This is a genomic window from Vibrio sp. Vb339, assembly GCF_902751245.1.
Classification (GTDB): Bacteria; Pseudomonadota; Gammaproteobacteria; order Enterobacterales; family Vibrionaceae; genus Vibrio; species Vibrio coralliirubri.
Map to the genome: position 1 here is coordinate 673696 of NZ_CADDIS010000001.1, position 20995 is coordinate 694690.

At 45.3% G+C, this 20995-nt stretch carries 15 protein-coding genes; 5 read left to right on the forward strand and 10 right to left on the reverse strand.

Features of this window, described 5'->3' with window-relative positions; all coding sequences use genetic code 11:
- Nucleotides 1–65 precede the first annotated feature (65 nt).
- The 3 genes from HRQ85_RS03040 to glgB all read left to right on the forward strand — a co-directional run bounded on the left by HRQ85_RS03040 (nt 66) and on the right by glgB (nt 7241).
- A complete protein-coding gene (locus HRQ85_RS03040; RefSeq protein ID WP_172378664.1) occupies nt 66–2519 on the forward strand; it encodes a glycogen/starch/alpha-glucan phosphorylase in 2454 nt (817 codons plus the stop codon).
- Between the two features lie 185 nt (nt 2520–2704).
- On the forward strand, nt 2705–4885 hold the full coding sequence (gene malQ, locus HRQ85_RS03045) for a 4-alpha-glucanotransferase (protein WP_172378665.1): 2181 nt from the start codon (nt 2705–2707) through the stop codon (nt 4883–4885).
- Between the two features lie 175 nt (nt 4886–5060).
- Nucleotides 5061–7241: a 1,4-alpha-glucan branching protein GlgB gene (gene glgB, locus HRQ85_RS03050; protein ID WP_172378666.1), complete on the forward strand. Its 2181-nt coding sequence runs from the start codon at nt 5061–5063 to the stop codon at nt 7239–7241.
- 97 nt (nt 7242–7338) lie between these two features.
- Here glgB and HRQ85_RS03055 read toward each other — a convergent pair whose 3' ends face one another.
- The 6 genes from HRQ85_RS03055 to HRQ85_RS03080 all read right to left on the reverse strand — a co-directional run bounded on the left by HRQ85_RS03055 (nt 7339) and on the right by HRQ85_RS03080 (nt 12941).
- On the reverse strand, nt 7339–7803 hold the full coding sequence (locus tag HRQ85_RS03055) for a TetR/AcrR family transcriptional regulator (protein WP_172378667.1): 465 nt from the start codon (nt 7801–7803) through the stop codon (nt 7339–7341).
- A 224-nt stretch (nt 7804–8027) separates the two neighbouring features.
- Nucleotides 8028–8867 carry an energy-coupling factor transporter transmembrane component T family protein gene (locus HRQ85_RS03060; protein WP_172378668.1) on the reverse strand — a complete coding sequence of 280 codons (840 nt, stop codon included), beginning with the start codon at nt 8865–8867 and terminating at the stop codon, nt 8028–8030.
- Nucleotides 8864–10558 (reverse strand): ABC transporter ATP-binding protein, encoded by a 1695-nt coding sequence (locus tag HRQ85_RS03065; protein WP_172378669.1) that lies wholly within the window; start codon nt 10556–10558, stop codon nt 8864–8866. Before HRQ85_RS03065 ends, HRQ85_RS03060 begins: the two co-directional genes overlap by 4 nt.
- Nucleotides 10559–10564: 6 nt before the next feature.
- A complete protein-coding gene (locus tag HRQ85_RS03070) occupies nt 10565–11113 on the reverse strand; it encodes an ECF-type riboflavin transporter substrate-binding protein (RefSeq protein ID WP_172378670.1) in 549 nt (182 codons plus the stop codon).
- 302 nt (nt 11114–11415) lie between these two features.
- On the reverse strand, nt 11416–12546 hold the full coding sequence (locus HRQ85_RS03075; RefSeq protein ID WP_172378671.1) for an HlyD family secretion protein: 1131 nt from the start codon (nt 12544–12546) through the stop codon (nt 11416–11418).
- Nucleotides 12546–12941 carry a DUF3302 domain-containing protein gene (locus HRQ85_RS03080; protein WP_172378672.1) on the reverse strand — a complete coding sequence of 132 codons (396 nt, stop codon included), beginning with the start codon at nt 12939–12941 and terminating at the stop codon, nt 12546–12548. Before HRQ85_RS03080 ends, HRQ85_RS03075 begins: the two co-directional genes overlap by 1 nt.
- A gap of 250 nt (nt 12942–13191) precedes the next feature.
- On the opposite strand from HRQ85_RS03080, the gene HRQ85_RS03085 reads away from it, so the two are divergent.
- Nucleotides 13192–14094: a DMT family transporter gene (locus HRQ85_RS03085; RefSeq protein WP_172379334.1), complete on the forward strand. Its 903-nt coding sequence runs from the start codon at nt 13192–13194 to the stop codon at nt 14092–14094.
- A 64-nt stretch (nt 14095–14158) separates the two neighbouring features.
- Here the strand turns inward: HRQ85_RS03085 and HRQ85_RS03090 are convergent, their stop codons facing one another.
- The 4 genes from HRQ85_RS03090 to deoD form a co-directional block, all read right to left on the reverse strand.
- Nucleotides 14159–15739, reverse strand: coding sequence for a GGDEF domain-containing protein (locus HRQ85_RS03090; protein ID WP_172378673.1), 1581 nt, complete (start codon nt 15737–15739; stop codon nt 14159–14161).
- Nucleotides 15739–17208, reverse strand: a complete 1470-nt coding sequence (locus tag HRQ85_RS03095) for a hypothetical protein (RefSeq protein ID WP_172378674.1) — start codon at nt 17206–17208, stop codon at nt 15739–15741. Before HRQ85_RS03095 ends, HRQ85_RS03090 begins: the two co-directional genes overlap by 1 nt.
- Before the next feature lie 186 nt (nt 17209–17394).
- Nucleotides 17395–18864, reverse strand: a complete 1470-nt coding sequence (locus HRQ85_RS03100; RefSeq protein ID WP_172378675.1) for an IS1 family transposase — start codon at nt 18862–18864, stop codon at nt 17395–17397.
- 82 nt (nt 18865–18946) lie between these two features.
- A complete protein-coding gene (gene deoD / locus HRQ85_RS03105) occupies nt 18947–19657 on the reverse strand; it encodes a purine-nucleoside phosphorylase (protein ID WP_172378676.1) in 711 nt (236 codons plus the stop codon).
- 346 nt (nt 19658–20003) lie between these two features.
- Between deoD and HRQ85_RS03110 the strand changes: the two genes are divergently transcribed.
- Nucleotides 20004–20978 carry a L,D-transpeptidase family protein gene (locus tag HRQ85_RS03110; protein WP_019821668.1) on the forward strand — a complete coding sequence of 325 codons (975 nt, stop codon included), beginning with the start codon at nt 20004–20006 and terminating at the stop codon, nt 20976–20978.
- Nucleotides 20979–20995: the final 17 nt, after the last annotated feature.

The following is a 20995-nucleotide window of genomic DNA, read 5'->3' on the forward strand; positions in this document are numbered from 1 at the left end:
GTTTATGGTGACCATGCACGATATGTCACAGATGAATTAGAACTATTAAAAGCGAGATTTCTGAAATGAAACCAACTCAGCAAAAAACTTTCGATAAAGTGTCATTCCAAGAGAGTGTTAAGAAACATTTATCTGCAACCTACGCAACAACCGTTGAAACAGCAGACAGCCGTTCATGGTATCTAGCAATGGGTCGTGCTCTTGCAGAGCTAACGACTTTTGACCTGCTAGAAACTGAAAATGATGAAAAAATTAAGAACGCGAAGAGCGTTAACTACCTATCACTTGAGTTTTTGATTGGTCGTCTAACAGGTAACAACCTGATCAGCATGGGTCTTTACGAACAGATCACTCATGCAATGGAAGAGCTAGGTCAAAACCTAACTGACCTTCTAGAAGAAGAACGCGACCCATCACTAGGTAATGGTGGTCTTGGTCGTCTAGCTGCTTGTTTCATGGATTCTTGTGCCGCTCAAGAATACCCAACAGTAGGCTACGGTCTTCACTACGAGTACGGTCTATTCAAACAGTCTTTCCAAGACGGTCGCCAACAAGAAGCACCTGACGCATGGCGCGGTGTTGAAGGTTACCCATGGGAAGTTGCTCGTCCAGAACTAGCACAACACATTGGTTTTTACGGTCATGTAGACGTTGAATTCATCGACGGTAAAGAAGTTCGTACTTGGGTTCCAGGTATGGAAGTAAAAGCAATGCCTTGGGATCTACCAATCGTAGGTTACGAGTCAAGCACGGTTTACCCGCTGCGTCTTTGGGAATGTCAGGCAATTGCACCATTCTCACTAGCGAGCTTCAACAACGGTGATTACTTCGAAGCGCAACACTCGCTAATCGATGCAGGTAACATCACTAAGGTTCTTTACCCGAACGATAACCACGAGAAAGGTAAGACACTGCGTCTAATGCAGCAGTACTTCCATTCAGCAGCATCGGTTCGCGATATTCTACGTCGCCACGAAGCAGCAGGTTTCTCTCTAGAAGATCTGCCTAAGCAAGAAACGATTCAGCTTAACGATACGCACCCAACAATCGCGATTCCTGAGCTAATGCGCATCCTGATTGACGAGAAAGGTCTATCTTGGGATCAAGCATGGGAAATCAGTGCTCACACGTTCGCATACACGAACCACACACTACTTCCTGAAGCACTAGAGACTTGGTCTGAATCACTTATCAACCGTCTTCTTCCACGTCACATGGAAATCATTTTTGAAATCAACCACCGCTTCATGCAGGAAGTTCGCAAGATGTGGCCTGGTGACGGTGAGAAGCAAGCGAAGCTTTCTATCATCCAAGAAGGTTTCCACCGTATGGTTCGCATGGCAAACCTATGTGTGATTGGTTCTTACAAAGTAAACGGTGTAGCTGCGCTTCACTCTCAACTGGTTAAGAAAGACTTGTTCCCTGAGTTCAACGAAATCTTCCCAGGTAAACTGACTAACGTAACGAACGGCATCACGCCACGTCGTTGGTTGAAGTTCTGTAACCCAGGTCTATCTGCGCTAATTACTGGCAAGATCGGTACTGAGTGGCCTGCAAAACTTGAGCAGCTAGAAGGCATCGCTAAGTTTGCAACAGACGCGAAATTCCAAAAAGAGTTCATGGCTGTTAAGAAAGAAAACAAACAGCGCCTCGCTGATTGGGTTCAAGAGAACATGGGTATCGAGCTAGATACTAACGCTATCTTTGATGTTCAAATCAAGCGTCTTCACGAATACAAGCGTCAGCACCTAGATTTGCTACACATTCTATCTCTGTACCACCGTATTCTTAACGAACCTGGTTTCGAGTGTGAGCCTCGCGTATGTTTCTTCGCAGCGAAAGCAGCACCGGGTTACCATCTAGCGAAAGAAATCATCTTCGCAGTTAACAAGATTGCAGAGAAGATCAACAACGATCCTCGCATCGGCAACAAGCTTAAAGTGGTATTCATCCCTGACTACCGTGTAAGCATGGCTGAAATCATTATCCCTGCAGCAGACGTTTCTCAGCAAATCTCATTGGCTGGTAAAGAAGCATCAGGTACGGGCAACATGAAGATGGCTCTAAACGGCGCGCTAACTATCGGTACGATGGATGGTGCAAACGTTGAGATTCGTGAAGAAGTGGGTGATGAAAACATCTACATCTTCGGCCTAGACGTTGATGGTGTTCAAGCACTGAAAGCTCAAGGCTACAACCCATACGACTACTACAATGCAGACCCACTACTGAAAGCATCTCTAGACCTACTGACTGGCGATGAGTTCACTCCAGGTCAACCAGGTCTTCTACGTGCAACGTTTGATAGCCTGCTAGACGGTGGTGACCCTTACCTATGTCTTGCTGACTTCGCATCTTACGTGAAAGCGCACGAAGACATGGGCACGCAATACAAAGACCAAGCAGGTTGGGCTAAGAAAGCAATTCTTAACACAGCATTGGTTGGTAAGTTCACATCAGACCGCTCTATCCGCGACTACGTGAACAACATCTGGAAACTTGAAGCGGTTAACCGTTAATACTTCCAAAGTAGCCAAGGCAGTTTCTGCCTTGGCTCAATTAGCTTGTGAGCAAACGAAAGGCTTAAAGGTTTCGTTTATAAACAAGCTGCTTACAAACCGATTGTCACAAGCTAATTGATTAGTAAAAATTAAATTAACAACCCTACAAAATAGAAAGCGTCAGAACGTTTTCGGAGAGAGCGATGAAAGAACAGACCGTATTAAAACAAGTCGCAGAAATGGCAAACATTGCCGACAGTTACGTTAGTGCGTGGGGCGATGAAGCACAAGTATCAGACGAGACGATCACGTCTCTATTGGCTTCGTTGGGCTACGATACAAGCAGCGATGATGCACTGCTTAAGTCAGCAGAAAGAAAACACAAAAAAGATGTACTAGACCCAGTTCTTGTCTTGCGTGACGGTGAGCCAGTAGAAGTGGCGCTTAATTTAGGTGTAAGTGCTCGTGAAAGTGAGTTCAGCTGGCGCTTAGAAACCGAGCAAGGAGAGGTACTCGAAGGCTATCTTCAATCTCAAGTCGTTCGTGATGAGCGTGCCGAGGGTGGCCCTTTAGTGTTTGCATTGCCAAGTGATTTGGCATGGGGTTATCACAAGCTAATTGTGAGCCGTAAGCGCCGTAAAAAGCCTTACGAGATGACTCTGATCATTACGCCAAAAGCGTGTTTCAAGCAGTCTCCAATTGAGCAAGGCAAAAAGCTTTGGGGACCAAGTGTTCAGCTTTACACACTAAGAACTCAGCACAACTGGGGTATTGGTGATTTCGGTGACCTAAAACAGTTGGTTGCTGATATCGCGTCTCGCGGCGGTGACTTTGTCGGTTTAAACCCGATTCACTCATTGTTCCCTGCGAACCCTGAAGGTGCGAGCCCATACAGCCCGTCTTCTCGTCGCTGGTTGAATATCCTATACATTGATGTGAGTTCAGTACCTGAATTTGCATTAAGTGCTGAAGCACAACAAACGGTAGGCAGCGCAGAGTTCCAACAGCGTCTACAAAAAGCGCGTGAAGCTCACTGGGTAAACTACACCGAAGTGTCTGAGCTTAAGATGAGCATCTTGCCTCTGTTATTCGCAGAATTTAAGACTCGTCATCTAGACAAAAACAGCGACCGTGCACAAGCGTTCTTAGCCTTCGTAGAAGAGGGTGGCGATAGCCTGATGCATCAAGCGGCGTTTGATGCTCTGCATGGTGAACTGCATGCAGAAGATTCTGGCATGTGGGGATGGCCAGTATTCCCTGAGAAGTACCGTACATTCGACAGCCCAGCGACACAAAAGTACATCAAAGAGAACCTAGAAAACGTTCATCTGTACATGTACCTGCAATGGCTAGCAGATTGCCAGATCAACGATGCACAGTCTCTTGCTGAAGAGAAGGGCATGGCTGTTGGCCTGTACCGTGACTTAGCAGTAGGTGTTGCAGATTCAGGCAGCGAGACTTGGGCTGACGAAGGCAACCTAGTGATGGATGCGAGCATTGGTGCTCCACCTGATATTCTTGGTCCTTTGGGGCAGAACTGGGGTCTACCTCCGTTAAACCCAGAAGTGCTTCAAGAAACAAGCTACGACGCTTACATCAAGCTACTTCGTGCAAACATGAAGCACTGTGGTGCACTGCGTATTGACCACGTTTTAGGTCTACTGCGTTTGTGGTGGATTCCAAAGGGTGAGAACGCAACTAAGGGCGCGTACATCTACTACCCAGTACAAGATATGCTGTCTATTCTGGCGCTTGAATCTCACCGTTACCAATGTAGCGTTATCGGTGAAGATTTAGGTACGGTGCCGGATGAAATCGTCGACATCCTTGCAGATGCTGGCGTGCATTCTTACAAAGTGTTCTTCTTCGAAACATCAGAAGACGACGGTGGTTTCATCTCACCAAAACACTATGCATCACAATCGATGGCGGCACTGTGTACCCACGATATGCCAACGCTTCGTGGCTTCTGGCACTGTGATGACCTGAAAATGGGCCAAGATATTGGCTTATACCCAGATGCAGAACAACTAGAAACCTTGTTCGATGACCGTCTAGAGTGCAAGCAAGGTATCTTAGATTCTGTAGCGTGGCATGGTTTCCTACCAGAAGGTGTGGGCCGCGATGCGAGCCAAGTACCGATGGACTCTTACCTTGCTGAGGCACTTCAACTGCACGTGGCGGCTGGTGGTTCAACACTACTGAGCGTTCAGCTAGAAGATTGGCTAGAGATGGATAAGCCAGTAAACATTCCTGGCACGGTTGATGAGTACCCTAACTGGCGTCGTAAACTATCAATGAACTTGGACGAAATATTTGCTCACGAAGGCGTTAATCGTATCGCTTCTAAGCTGACTGACGTTCGAGAAAAAGCAGGTAAGTAATGACGTTGAGTGACTTGAAATTAGGTGGTTTTTTGCTTACGCCGTACGAAACTACAACCTCGGTCACTCAATAATGAATGCTCATCTGGTAGAATAAACCGTCGTTATATTGCCCGCACTAATAGCGGGCATTTTTGTATTATGTTTTTTGGATGTTTGGTTAGGGAGAAACGTTTTGGAACTAAGTTCGATTTCAAAGCAAAAACAAATATATACCCAACTATCACAGGCTTGTTTCACAGACCCATTCGCGTTTTTAGGGCCATACCTACCTTCTGAGCAAGGTGCATTACGTGTGTGGATTCCTGGGGCAGATAAAGTCGAATTGATTGTTGGAAAGGAACCTCGTATTGAGTTAGCGCGAGAGGGTGAAAGTGGTTTCATTCTTAAGCAAGACAGAGACTTACGTTTCACTCACTATAAGCTTGCGGTTGATTGGGCTGGCGTAGAACAGATCATCGATGATCCGTACCAATACCACGATCTGTACGCGAGTTATGAAGATCTTCATACACCGAAAGATATGTATCATCACATGGGGGCTCAGTTTATTACACTAGAGCGTGATGGACAGACGATTTCAGGTACGCGTTTCTTGGTGTACGCACCGCATGCAACTGCGGCAAGCTTGGTGGGTAACTTCAATGCTTGGGATGGTCGTCGCCACCCAATGCAACGCCTAGATTATGGTATGTGGGGCCTATTCATTCCTGAACTGGAAGAAGGCGCTCAATACAAGTTTGAATTAAAAGGACCCAATGGCGAAGGCTTACCACACAAAGCTGACCCATGGGGTTTCTACTCTGAGCAATACCCATCGTTCTCATCCGTGACTTACGATCACGCTCGTTACGAGTGGCAAGATACTCAATGGCAAAATCGCCCTGTAACGCAAAAGCGTAAAGAAGCGCTTTCGTTCTATGAATTGCACGCGGGTTCTTGGAAGCGTAACGCTGAAGGTGAGTTCTTAAATTATCGCGAGCTTGCGGCAGAGCTGATCCCATACTTAACGGACCTTGGCTACACGCACGTTGAGCTAATGCCAGTTTCAGAGCACCCATTCTACGGTTCTTGGGGCTATCAGCCTGTTGGTCTATTTGCACCGACTAGTCGTTTTGGTTCTCCGGATGATTTCAAATACTTCGTCGATCAATGTCACCAAGCAGGTCTTGGCGTTGTTCTGGATTGGGTTCCAGCTCACTTCCCAAGTGATGATCACGGCCTAGCAAACTTCGATGGTACACCATTGTTCCATGATCCAGATCCGCGTCGCGGTTGGCATCAAGATTGGAACTCGTACATTTACGATTTAGGCAAAGAGCATGTTCGTCGTTTCTTAGTTTCTAATGCACTCTACTGGTTCGAGCAATTCCACATTGATGGCATTCGTGTTGATGCAGTCGCTTCGATGCTGTACCTCGATTACTCGCGCAGCCATGATCAATGGATTCCGAACGCCGACGGCGGCAACGAAAACTATGACGCAATCGCAACCCTTAAGTGGATGAATGAAGAAGTGTACAAGCACTTCCCGAATGCGATGACGATTGCCGAAGAGTCGACCGCTTTCCCAGGTGTTTCTGCACCCACTTTCATGGGTGGTTTGGGCTTTGGCTTTAAGTGGAACATGGGTTGGATGCACGATAGCTTGTCTTACATCCAAGAAGATCCAATCAACCGTAAATATCACCACGATACGATTACCTTCCCACTGGTTTACGCACACAGTGAGAACTATGTATTGTCTCTGTCTCACGATGAGGTGGTTTACGGTAAGGGCTCTATCCACAACAAGATGCCGGGTGATGAATGGCAGCAAACGGCAAATCTACGTGCTTATATGGGTTACATGTATGCGCAGCCGGGTAAGAAGCTGAACTTCATGGGCGCAGAATTTGGTCAGACGGCCGAATGGAATCATGACGACCAACTGCAATGGTTCTTGCTGGATTACGAACGTCATCAAGGTGTTCAACGTTTAACGAAAGACCTGAATAACCTGTATCGCTCTGAAGCTGCAATGCACGATCTTGATTTTGATCCGAAAGGGTTCGAATGGCGTCTACAGGATTCTGCAGAAGCGAGTATCTTAGCGCATGAGCGCATCAGTGAGTCTGGTGAGCGTGTATTAATTGTCTCTAACTTTACACCAGTGCCTCATGAGCATTTCCGTTTAGGTGTTCCTGCAAAAGGTGAGTACTCACTGCTGTTGAACACAGACTCTGTGGATTATGCAGGCAGCGGTTTTGAAGTGAAGCAGACAGCTGAGATTGAATCAGTAGAAAGCGAAGGATTAGACACTTCGATTGAGCTACGCTTACCGCCGTTATCGACCGTTTTTTACAAGCTAAATTAGGTCTATAAGTTGAGCAGGTCATCGCTGCTCACTTTTCTGAAAGTCTAAAAAAGGAACCCTAGGGTTCCCTTTTTCTATTTCAGTAAGCTGGCTAGTGTTACTTGAAGTTGGTGAGATAGAACATTGAGCGTCCGACTACCATTTCAAGGATTCGAACTGAGTCGTTGCCAAAACTATCAAACATCTTTTCACGAAATTCACCGCTTGAGCTGAGATTAAATTGCTCAGGGTTCTTTATTTGCGAAGCATGGAAAAACATCAATTTAATCACGTATCGAAACTGCTCATTATCTAGAGCGGTTTGCCAAGATTGGATAAAGAGCGCTTCTGATGAAAAGTCTAGACTGTCTATAACGATCGATAGCATGTGTTCGTGAAGTACTGAACGAATAGCGCGGGTCGACGGATAATAGCCCTGAAGCGTCGTTAAACTAATGCCAATTTCTTGAGCAATCCTTGCATAAGTTAGTGCTTCATGTCCTTCAGCCAGAAAAAGGTTTAGTACGATGTTATCGTAGTTTTTTTGATTTTCTAATTTCTGTACTTGAGTTATTCGAGCCATTACAAATCTCTATTGAGTGTAACATTCTGTAAACACAGTATATTAAGAGCTTCTGAATTAAATCTCAAACTCCAAGGGTAAATAACTAGTCAATTTATCGTTAAATATAGTCAGTATTGTGTCATTGGTTCAATTATCAATCAGATTTTGGCATAAACAAAAACACCGCCCTGTTGAGCGGTGTGTTATTTAAAGTCTTTGTTTATCTTTGCTAATTCAGATGATTAGAGCGGATACCAAAATAACTGCGGCTCTAGAATGCGTTTCGCAATGGCTAACACCACGATAAAAGCGATGACACTTAAACAAACAAAATCGATACGTTTCAAAGGTGCATAGCTATACCAAGTGCGTGCTTTGTGTCGACCAAAACCTCGTAGCGTCATTGCGTTAGAGATCTCGTCTGCGCGGTCCAAACTAGAGAAAATGAGCGGGCCTAGAACCTTAGCCACATTTTTGATTCGAGTAATTAGGGGAGCCTTCTTTGAAAGCTCTACACCACGAGCCTGTTGGGCGTGCATGATATTGATGAAGTCTTTCTTAACCTCAGGCAAGTAACGCAGGGTTAGACTCACCGCATAAGCAATTTTGTAAGGAACTCCGATACGGTTGAGGCTTGCTGCGAACTCAGTTGGGTGCGTTGTGAAGACAAAGATCAGCGCTATCGGGAACATACTCATGTATTTGAGCGTCACGGTCACCAAGTAAAACAGTGTCTCTTGGCTCAATGAATAATTGCCAGGAAGCGTCAACAATAACGTTTCACTGCCGATGAGTTCAGGACCCTGTTGTGGAGCCAGTAGATACATGAACAGAGCATTTAGGCTTAATACACTCGCCGTTCCTAATAACAAAGGCTTATATACGCGTACAGGCACATTGGTCAGCTTTAGCAGGTATAAACCACTCACAATAAGCAGTGCAATCAATCTTAGGTCGAACGTAGTTAAGACCACGGTTACCCAAGCTAAGAAGAGCGCAAATTTGGTGATGCCGTTAAGTGCATGAAGCGGTGATTTTGTATCAATGTAATTGATGCCGAATTTTACTTTTGATGCGTTCATTGAGCGCTTCTCTCGTAGTCGATGAAGTACTGCATGAACGCATTGGTGTCGTCGATTTTCATCATAGTCGCGAGTTCATAAATGCTGGTGGTACAAAGATTTGCACGTTCTAGAAGTGATGGTTGACTAAATACTTCCGTCATCGCTGCATTGGCAATCAACTTGCTGTCTGCGATTACGATTGAACGTGTGGTGTACTCGAGAACGAGGTGCATGTCGTGTGAGATAATCACAACGGTAATACCCAAATCACGGTTAAGCTTTTGGATGAATGCCAGCATGGATGTGTAGTTACGGTAGTCTTGACCTGCAGTCGGTTCATCCAAGATAAGAAGCTCAGGTTCCAGCACTAAGATAGAAGCGATGGTTACACGTTTTTTCTGGCCGTAGCTCAGGGCTTCGATCGGCCAGTGGCGGAACTTGCTCAGCCCACACAGCTCAAGAACATGCTCTACTTTTTCTGTGATCCGCTCTTCTGCAATATTGCGGTTACGAAGACCAAAAGCAATCTCGTCAAAAATCATATGATGCGAGATCATATGATTAGGGTTCTGCATCACGACACCGACTTTCTGGCTTCTTTCAAAGATAGAAAGTTCAGATAGGTCTTCACCATTTAGATAGGAAGAGCCTGAATCGGCATCGATCACACCCATGATGAGTTTAGTGATGGTTGATTTACCCGAACCGTTTTTGCCTAGAATCGAAACGAACTCACCTTTGCCAATCTTGAAGCTGACATCTTCGAGAGCGTTCTTCTCGCCGTCGTAAGAATAAGTTAGACCATGAACTTCGAGTAAAGGTGGGTACTGCTTCTCTGCTACCGGGGCAGGGCGCTCAGCAAACCATGCTTGAACAGCAGGACGGAACCTTTTGTAGTCTAAAGCCTTGAGATTTGACAGTTTGTCTTCGCTGGTTAGTGGGGCTTTTGCCGCCTTAAGCGCCGACAAGTAAAGCGGTTCGCGAATACCGTGTGTATCAAGTAATTCAGAAGCCAAGATTTCATCGGGTGTCGTGTCAGCAACGATTTCACCACGTTCCATTAAGATCACGCGGTCGATATCGCGATGTAGGACATCCTCGAGGCGGTGCTCGATAATCACGATTGTCTTGTTGGTTTCTTTATGCAGCTGATCGATGATCTCAATCGTTGCCTTGCCGGTTTTAGGGTCAAGGCTCGCTAGAGGCTCATCAAACAGCAATATATCAACATCATCAACTAAGATGCCCGCTAACGATACTCGCTGTTTTTGACCACCAGAAAGGTCATGAGGTGAACGCTCAAGCATGTCTGCTAGGTCGACCATTTTTGCCGTCGACTTAACTAACGGGTACATGTCAATGTTCGACATCAACTGGTTTTCGAGTGCGAAAGCGATATCTTCACCGATACTCAAACCGACAAACTGGCTGTCAGTATCTTGTAATACGGTGCCGACTTGCTCGGTATAATCGTGCATCGAAAACTCAGAGATATTCTTGCCGTTTATCTCTAAAGAGCCTGTTACCTCACCTTTGATTGCATGAGGTATCAAACCATTGAGACACTGACCTAGGGTAGATTTACCACTACCACTTGGTCCAATAATGACGATTTTCTCTCCTTTCTCTATCCTTAGATTGATATTTTTTAGCGTCGGTTTGTCCAGCGACTCATATCTAAAAGAGAAGTTCGAAAATGCTATAGTCATTATCGCTTATGCCTCAGTTAGGTTGCGGCTTTGTTTATTGCGTTTAGCGACTGATTTTAGGATCAGGAAGCCCACAACAGCGATCAGAACGGTGTTACCCGCTGCGATGATAGACAGTTGAGTGAATACTTTAGTAAACGGTTCTGCGTATAGGATGGTGTCGAGGAACGCAGAGCAGCCATAGCCTACAACGTTACCTGCAAGGGCCAGTATCACGAACAATACAAAATCTTTCATTGGCAGTTCGCCTTGTTGAAGACGGTTCTTAGTCATCATAGGGAATAAGCCGATAACCATACCTACGATGCCTGAGCCTAGTACCCAAGTTAACCACACGCCCCAGCCTGCGAACAGATCCGTTACCCAGTGACCGATAAAGCCAACTAAGAAGCCAACCATTGGGCCGAACAAAACAGAAAACAGTGCTAGGACTGCCATCGCTGGTTTCAATGTCGTGTTCGCAAACACTGGGACACCAAACATAGGTAAACCACCAATGCCGTACAGTGCCGCGCCAATGGCAATAACGACCACTGTTTTAGCTGAAAAGTTCATAGATAACCTCGAATACTGAAAGATAAAGCTTAATAAAGAACGAATATTCGCCATTATTAATATGCGTCTCAACGAGAACGTTTTTTGGGCAAATATAAAAAATAAGGCGCGCATTATACAGTAGAACCCTTCCATAAGGGAAGGTAAGTGTCTAGATGTCTAAAATTCCATCTGAACACCGAAATATCGTGTAAAAAGTGCAATTTTACGGTTAATCAAGCAACAAAAAAGCCAGAGCGAGTCTAGCTTTTTCATTCGTCTTAACAATGTGTTAAGCGGGTTCGTCACATATCTACGACCGTTTAGTGGTCTAGGTATAGATAGTTTTGCCAACTCTTCATGCGAATAAGGACCTTACGCATGATAGACACGTGAGTGAAGCTGTCAGAATAAACGGCAACTTCAACCGCGGTGCCCATAGGTAAATGGTAGTCAGACAGATCATCTGTGATGCTCAATTTAACAAACACACGACCACTGGTACGCAACGCATCAGTACCTAGAAGCGCGCCTCTAGCTTGGAATTGGCTCTCACCAATAGCTGGAATCACTTCATCAATACGTCCTTTGAATATCTTCCCTGGCAATGCTCTAAACAAGAACTCAGCTTCGTAACCCGGTTGCAGGCGTTGTAAGGAGTTTTGTCTGAACGCAGCGGTATAGAATTGTTCTTCTGTGTGAACAAAGGTCATCACAGGAGCTAAAGGAAGCGGCACTGCCATAACGCCTGGGCGCAATGCTAGTTGCGTAACGTATCCGTCAGTGGGAGCTCGAACCACGGTTTGCTCTAAATCAAACTGAGCTTTACGCAATTCAGCCAGTAAGCTTAAAACGGCTGTATTCTCGCCACCAATTTCAGACTCTAAGGCGATTTTTGCTTGTTCTAGATTAGCATCTGCCACTTTTACGGCAGCTTCTGATGCCTTGTAAGCTTGTCTGCGAGTATCTAATTGTTGCTCGGTAAAGGCTCCGCTGTCATAACCGCGCTTGTAACGAGAGAATTCACGTTGGGCTTTATCTCTCTCTGCGATGGCTTTGATTTTTGCAGCCTCAGCTTCAGCCACTTCAGATTCCATTCCAAGCGCACCTTGGCTTGCTTCCTTTACTTTAGCTTCTAATCTTGCAACTTCAGCTTCGAATGGAACTGGGTCGATTTTGAAAAGAATATCCCCTTCCTTCAGAGGTTTGTTTGCCTCTACTGGCACTTCGATAACTTTACCCCTAACGCCTGAAACGACTGGCGTTGTTGAGTAAACTTGATTACCAATTTGCGTGAAAGGGTGGTTGTAGTTCATCAGTAGGATCAAAGTACCTATGATGACGACACCACCAAGAACGGCGGTAGGTACTGTCCATTTATTGAGCGGGATATTAAATACTTTGAAGATGGTGATACAAAGTGCCGCGTAGGTCATTATCAGCAGTAAATCCATTACTTAGCCTCCTGATCTTGAACGTTGTTTGTCTCTTTCTCTGGACTGTTTTGTCCAGCACCAGCTTGCTTGAGCTGTGCGATTTCTTCCTGAAGGGTACTCACTTGATCGATGAGAATATCGACGCGATGATGAATATCGTGTTGTTCTTCTTCTAATTTAGCGAAGCCCCAACCACGATCTTTACGCCACAGCGTTGCCCAGATCCAAAGGAAGGGCCAGATAGCGTGTAAGGTGAATAGGCTAACCCAGCCTGAGACGTGAATAGCATCTTGATGAGGGTGGTTGCGTTCTTTAGCAATTTCATAGGGAATATCATGAATAACGATGATGCCGTAAAAGATAACCAATGCTACGAAAATCAGTAGACCGAGTGCAAAGTAGTCTAAAAACATAACAGATCCTTGTAATGTTAGATATTAGTTATAAATATACTACGCTATCATCCAAGTAATTGTTATAAAAATGATTTACCGAGTTGAAAATAATGTGTTGTCGCTTCTAATGCGAATAAAAGCATTGATGAATCTTATAAATTCTCATCGCGTTTGAAGAGGCTATTTCGGCTTTCTGGTTGGTATTTAAGCTGAAATGATGGCAGCTACGATTCTAAATGACGGGCATAACCACAAGGGACAAATACGGATGTATATAGGTGAATTGGCGGCCATTGGCGCTGCAATTGTGTGGGCATGTGCGACATGGATCTATGGGCAATTTGGACATCGCTTCTCTGCGATGCAATTGAACATTGTTAAGGGTGTGGTGGCGTCAGGGATGATGTTGCTGGTGATGCCTCTTATCCCGATGCCGGAGTTTGAACTGAGTACCAACCATTTTCTGATATTGGCAATTTCAGGTGTGATTGGCATTGCGATTGGAGATAGCGCCTATTTTGCGGCGTTGAAAAGAATCGGCGCCAATAAGACGCTGTTACTGGAGTCTTTAGCACCGCCTCTTTCTGGTGTGCTGGCATTAATGTTCCTTGGTGCTGTATTGACAGTGCAAAGCTGGCTCGGTGTCGTGATTACAACATTGGCGGTGACCTTCGTTGTCTTCCAGCCATCAAAATCGGCGAGCGGTGAATCGAATGACCAAGCACAGTGGGGTGGCATTGGTTATGGACTTGTGGCGAGTGTCTGTCAGGCATCTGGTGTGGTTATTTCTCATTACGCGTTAGTGGCGGGCGACATTCCACCATTGTTAGGTGCACTGATTCGCCTGACGATCGGCGTGTTTGCCGTGATGCTGATTATCCCTTTCGTTGAAAAGAAGCCGTATTCATCGATAAAAAGAGATTTATGGGAAATGACCAAGCTCGATAAACTTTGGTTATTAGGGGCAATCTTTGTCGGGACGTTTCTCGCTCTATGGCTTCAACAAGTGGCGCTGAAAAATGCTAACCCTGCGATTGCACAAACGTTGATAGCGACCAGCCCGGTCTTTATTTTGGTGATTTATGCGCTGAAAGGGGAGAAGGTGTCAAAGCAAAGTATCATCGGCACGCTTGCCGCCCTTGCGGGAATTTCTTTGTTCTTTTATCAATAAGATGTTGGCTTTAGCTACAGAGCTACAGAGCTACAGAGCTACAGAGCTACAGAGTGACATGCCATTACTCTGTACACACTTGGTTACGGCCGTTGGCTTTAGCTCGGTATAGCGCTTTATCGGCACGGTAGAAGGTACGTTGAGTATTCTCTCCGTCACGATGCAAAGTGATACCGATACTCACGGTCAAACCGCGCTCCCCAAGTATATCATGCCAACCGAATTGGAAGATACGCTCTCGATAATTTTCAGAATGCATTTCTGCTTTAGGAAGATCAGTGTTCTCTAGAATGACGAGGAACTCTTCTCCACCAAATCTGACACACGATGCACCTCTAAACTTAAAGTATGAACGTAGCTCTTGAGACACACTAACAATCGCTTTATCACCCACTAAGTGACTCAGTTCATCATTGATAGACTTGAAGTGGTCAATATCGATAACCATCAGTGCGAAAGAGGTATCGTGCAGCAGCATGTCCTTCAGTTTTACATCTAACCAGCGACGGTTGTGTAACCCTGTCAATGGATCAGTGAACACGTCTTGTTGAAGCTGAGCCACCGCATTCTTGTGTTGTTCAGTTGTCTCTTTGAGCTCTTTGTTCTCTTGTTCAGAGAGAATGAGTTTGAGTTGTAACTCAAAACGGGACAGGCGGCGTAGCTGGCTTGCACCGAGTTCACTGATCGGGATCTGCTTCATCAGATCGGTTTCAATTCGGTAGCCTTTTTTCTCATAGCTTAGCGCTTCTTGAAAACGCCCTTGATTCATACACACATCACTCAGAGAGTCGTAGAATCGCTTCGCAAGTACTGGCGACGAGTAGGCTTTCACGCGTTTGTCTGTACTAGACAAAATCATGCTCGCGTAGTCTTGCTTGCCGGTTGCACTTAGGCAATGTGCGAGCTCTAGACGAGTCATGGTCGCAAGCCAGCTTGCTTGAGTGCTGTTGGCTGGGTATTGAACCTTAGACAGACAGCGTAGCGCTTCATGGTATTTTTTCTTAGCGCGCAGAACTTTCGCTTGGTAAAGCAATATTTGAGCTGTGAGCAACTTGTCACTCACCAAAATACTCAGTTCTTCGCACTCATTGAGTAAATCGCTGGCCGCAGTAATGCGATTGAGTAGAAGTAGGCTTGCTACCATATGCAGCTTGAATTTGAGGCGAAGTGAGCGACTACTTATCGCATGGTCTATGCTGCTGATTTTTTGATAGTAGCGAAGGGCTCTGTTGTGATCGCCATAGGAATCACACAGGTTGCCCATGCCTAAAATAGCTAATACATACTCATCGATATGACCGTGTTCAACCGCGATAGTCGATGAACTGACGAATTCATTGAGTGCTGAGGTGTAATCACCAATTTCAACTAAGCGGTCACTTAAGCTGGTTTTGACTGTCAGAATGTCTTCGATATCGGCAGGAAGGTGGAGCAGATCGAGTGCTCGTCTCAACTCTTCGATACTGGTTTGATTTTGTTGTAACTCGGCACGGTATTCAGAGCTAATGATATAGCAGTGTGCTTGCTCTGTTTGCGTTGTCGAAACGTGCTGACGAATGTGGTTCCAGAAGATGATCGCTTCTTCACCTGATACCGATGAAGGATCTAAACCGGCGTCTGTGATCTTGCTTAATAGAGTTTCCATTATTCTATTACCTCAGCATCGTCTTCCTCGAGTTGTTCAAGCGTGAACGGGAACGTCAAAATATCATTGAGGCTGACGGTTGGTTTCGAACCTTTTAATCCTTTTCTATGCCATGGATAGATATCGAGCATGGTGCTGAGAGTTTGGAAGGTTTGCTCTGCGGCTTCGCCTTTTTCGGAAAGCATAAGAGCCACACGTTCAGAACTTAGTCTTGCGATGAAGTCATTCTGGTTACATAAAGCATGAGCAATCTCGGTACAGACATCTAAGTAATCAGTATCGACATGATGGAACATAATGATGCTGTGGTTTGAACGTTTAAGCTCTGTCTTGAACAACACCAACTTTTCCCACCAAAAGGTTTCAGAGACAACATAAGAGAGGTGCTTTTCAGGATCGTACTCGTGCTGACCACGAATACGGTTAATCAGTTTTCTTGCCCTCTGTTCTAGCTGGCGTTTTGAACTGCGCGCTTTATCTAACCCAACGCGGGTCGTTTGCTCTTTGAGCATACCGATAGAATATTGACGGTACTTTTTAAAGGCGATTAATGCGGCTTTGAAATCTTGATTTTCTTCTGCGACTAAAGATTGTTGGTAGCAGATCTGACTGAGCAGTTCGCCATTGTCGAATTCGTTTGCTGACTCTTCAGCGAGCCTAAGCAGTTCCGCGGCTTGCTCTGGTCTTTTTCGTAGCAACTCTAGGCGAGCACGACTGATATACGAGTGCGCTTTCATCCAAACTAGGTTGTGTTCGACTGCCAGATTGTGCGCTTTGGCCGTGGCGCGCTCTGCGTCATCTAAGCGTTCAAGACCAAGTAGGGCAAGGCCTCGGAAGTCCCACACCTCAGCATGCCAAGTGTTATCTTTGTGGTCTTTTAATGCTTCTTCTGCACCGTCTAATACCGACAGCATTTCAACGTAGTTGTTGAGCAGGTAGTAATCCCACGCAAGCAGTATTCTGGCTTTACCCTCTAACCAACCAATGCGGCTGTTGTTAGCCACTTTAACGGCAAGCTGGTGGGTAGAACGTGCAAGTTTATATTCGTGGGTCATTCGCCAAATATTGCCAAGGCCAATGAGGCATTCAATTTGAATTTCGACTTCATCAACCAACGCGGACTGCTCTAAAGCATTGATCCAGAACTGTTGGGCGGAGTAATACTTGGCTTGTCCCCAGAACTGGAGCGCGTGTAAATGGAGGATTTCAGGGAGAAAAAGGTCGGTATCTAATCGGCTTTGGCGCTTGTAGGCTTCCTTGATGTACTTTAAACCTTTTTGGTAATCCATCAGGTTCCAGCTACATCTTGCCATTAACATTAATGACTGGATGGCACCCTCTTCAAACAGAACTTGCTCTGATCGGACTAGGCACTGCTGGGCAATCTCTAGGATCACCGATGGCTCAGAGTCGACACGAGTTTTAAGTTTTTCTAATTCTGTTTCAAGAAGGTACTGATTTTTGTCCAAGACTTACATCCATGATTATCGAACATATTGATAACACAATCATTATAAGAGTGTGATTTGAGATAAGCACCAATTATCTTTCCTAGAGCGTCAAAGGAACATCGATCTTTTCTAATTATGGGTGTTACCTCATGTTGTCGCTTTAAAATCAATGAGTTCCCGAATAATTATCTAAAGGCTTTGTTGCTATGAAAGTAGTTGCTTTAGAGTTAATGGCAGCTCCGCTACGCCTAAGCGTTGTGCTGCCGTGAGCCCTTGCTTATCTTGGTAGCACAGATTGTGCCAAGCTCTAAATATGTCGAGCAATGGAAGAATGCCCCCAGGACGAAGCTTACGTCTGGGCTCATTGATAAAGCTATCAAATAACAGCTGAAAGCGCTGTTGATAGAACTTAGTTTGTTGAATTGAGGCCGTGTTAAACCACTGTTTTGGTTCTGGATTGTTACCGGTTAGGTAGCAGATACCTTTCTGGTTATCACCCTGATTAGCAATAGCCCAACGATCTCGCCACCAACTCATGTGAACGATGTCGATTTTTTCAAAACTTTGATCGTCTTGCCAGCCTGAATCTTCCTCTACATACATAAGGTCAATATTTTGACTCTGAATGCGCGGCAAACATACACTTAAAGCGGCAGATCTTAGTAATGGATCTTGTGGCATATAGATGGCGACATGTTTGTCTTCGTTACACATATCCAACACATGTAAGAAGTGAGCATAAGAGGTATAAGGCGGTCGAATGAGTGCACCCTTTGAAGGGTAGCTAAATGTGGTGAGGTTACCCATAGGGTCCTCAACGTTACCTCTCGCAAGAATCACTTGGTATTGCTGTTCAATGCGCTCTTTTAGTTTGTCAGAGGGCTGAGGCAGTTCGAGATTTGCTTCTGAAGAGTGCTCTTTGGATACAAATCGTGCCACATCATCATAAGGATTGTGGTCGACGTTCCCCGATGGTTCTTCATTTTGAGAGTAGTTAACGTGTTGGCAAAGGATATAGCCAGAATGCGCCTCGCCCGTCGCTATCCACACCACACCGTTGTTACTTTTTGGTTGCAGACGCTGGTAGTGAGATGCGAATTCGTAATCTTTTGCATGGTTAACCCATCGTGCATCGATCATCGCTAATTTACGACGACAACGGCTCGCGATATGGTCAACATGATCATAGAAAGTCTTTGGGTTGATCTCTAATTTTCGGCAGATTTCACGTACAGAATAGCCCATGAACAGTAAGCCCATGAGGTTCTCTTGAAATTGGAGTTTTTTGTTGGACCCAGACCATTTATCAACGAAGGTTGATTGGCAGTCTTTGCATCGATAACGCTGTCTGTCGCCACTGTAGCCGAAGGCATGATAAAGATGTTTGTGGGTATGAACTGATAAGCCGAAGTTATCGCAATCATCATTACGACAAGCAGGAAGCCCGTCGCTGTGAAGTTGTCTTAGGCGATGAAGTTCGCTTAACACTTCACGATTGTTAAGTAAGGGGGGGAAAGCTCCACATTCACGACAAACCATCGCTGGACGCTTAGGGTTCGCGTGTTGCAAAACATACCGTTTTGCATCGCTCAAGCCAAAGTTGTCACACGCCAATGTTTTACAAAAGTTGAGTTGCAAACCATCCGCATCTTTTGGCAGCTTGTCGTTAGACACGATCTCCCCCTCGGGATTATTTGAGCAGCCAAGCGAGCTTGGCTGCGGGGTAACGCTTTTCAATGTATCTTTTATCAAGTCGTTAGATGTTGATTGCTGTCTCTAGAGCAACTTTCATCATGTCGTTGAAAGATTTTTGACGCTCTTCAGAACTTAGTTTTTCACCACGGATGATGTGGTCAGATACTGTTAGGATAGTTAGTGCTTTAGCACCAAGGTCTGCAGCAACGCCGTAGATACCAGCCGCTTCCATATCAACACCTAGGATGCCTAGCTTTTCCATTTTTTCGAAAAGGTCAGCTTCTGGAGTGTAGAAAAGGTCTGCAGAGAATACGTTACCAACTTTAACTGCAACTTCTTGTGCACGAGCTTGGTTTACTGCTTCTTCTAGAAGACCGAAATCAGCGATAGCAGCGAAGTCGTGGTTGTTGAAACGAATACGGTTTACTTTTGAGTCAGTAGATGCACCCATACCGATAACAACGTCCATTAGTTTAACGTCGTCACGTACTGCGCCACAGCTACCTACGCGAATTACGTTTTTCACGCCGAACTCAGCGATTAGCTCGTGTACGTAGATGCAACATGATGGGATACCCATACCGTGGCCCATTACAGAAACTTTCTTACCCTTGTAAGTGCCTGTGTAGCCAAACATGTTGCGAACGTCACAAACTTGCTTCACGTCATCAAGGAATGTTTCTGCAATGTATTTTGCGCGAAGCGGGTCGCCCGGCATAAGTACTGTTTCTGCGAAATCACCAGCTTGAGCATTAATATGAGGTGTAGCCATGGTCGTTCTCCAAAGTTTAAACGGTAATTATAGGAACAGGATTTAATCAATTACCGATTCTGTTGAATTGAATTCGTTTTGTTGAGGCAATATTAGCGAGTTAGAACGTGGCTCCATGAGACTTTAGTCACAAAACAGGTCTGCCATTATAGTTTTATTAATATTGATAACCAAATGTGTTGAAAGCGTAAAGGCAATCGATTTTGTATGGGTAAATTGCAAGCGAATGAGAGGAAAAGGCCTACACATAAACTTGTTGCCTATCAGTTTCGAGACAACAATACGTTGTAGAGACGTTTGATCAGAGATAATCTAAACTTTGATAAAAGACAAACCAAGGATTTGTATGTCGTATTGCGTTAAACCGACGCCTTTGCCGTCAATGAAAACACGACTTCACAGGGCGGCGTCGCTTGTTGTAAGAACCACTTTGCTTGCCAGCGGGATAGCTTCATCGTGGGTGTCTGCTGCAACCTTTGAATTGCCACCGACAGAAAGCCGCATTGTGGGCAGAATCCAGCAGCATGAAGTGGCGGCGGGCGAAACCTTGGCCATCATTGCCAAGCAATACGATATTGGTTTTCTCTCTTTAATGGCAGCTAACAAAGGGGTGGATCCTTTTCTTCCCGCGGAAGGCTATGTGTTAAGCATTCCAAGCCGCTTGATTTTGCCTGACACCCCAAGAAAGGGGATCGTCATCAATCTTGCTGAGTTAAGGTTGTATTACTTTGAGCCCGAGAAAAATCAGGTGCATGTTTTCCCTGTCGGCATCGGTCGAGTGGGGCGCGATACTCCCGAGATGATCACCAAGATAAGCCAAAAAAGACCGAATCCAACATGGACGCCACCAAATTCAATCCGCAAAGAGTATCTTGAAAAGGGTATTGAATTACCGAGAGTGGTTCCCGCTGGGCCGGAAAATCCATTGGGTGAGTATGCTTTGAGACTTGCTTATGGCGCTGGCGACTATTTGATCCATGGTACTAACAAAGACTTCGGAATAGGTTTACGAGTTAGCTCTGGTTGTATCCGAATGGAACCTAAAGATATTGAGTGGCTATTTGAGCAAGTGAACCGTGGTGAACAGGTCACCATTATCAATGAGCCGATTAAGGTGTCATTAGAACCAGATAGAAGTGTGTTTGTTGAAGCGCACGAGCCATTAACTCGAAGTGATGGTTCAAAGAAATCATTACAGATCCCTGTGGAACTAAAATGGTGGCTTGAAGACGCAGAACTGCCAAATTCAAAGGCGAAAGCGGTTATCTTTGCTCAAAACGGCGTACCTGTAGAGATAGCACCACCTGTGATTGAGTTTTAATTCGACTGCCTCTTCTG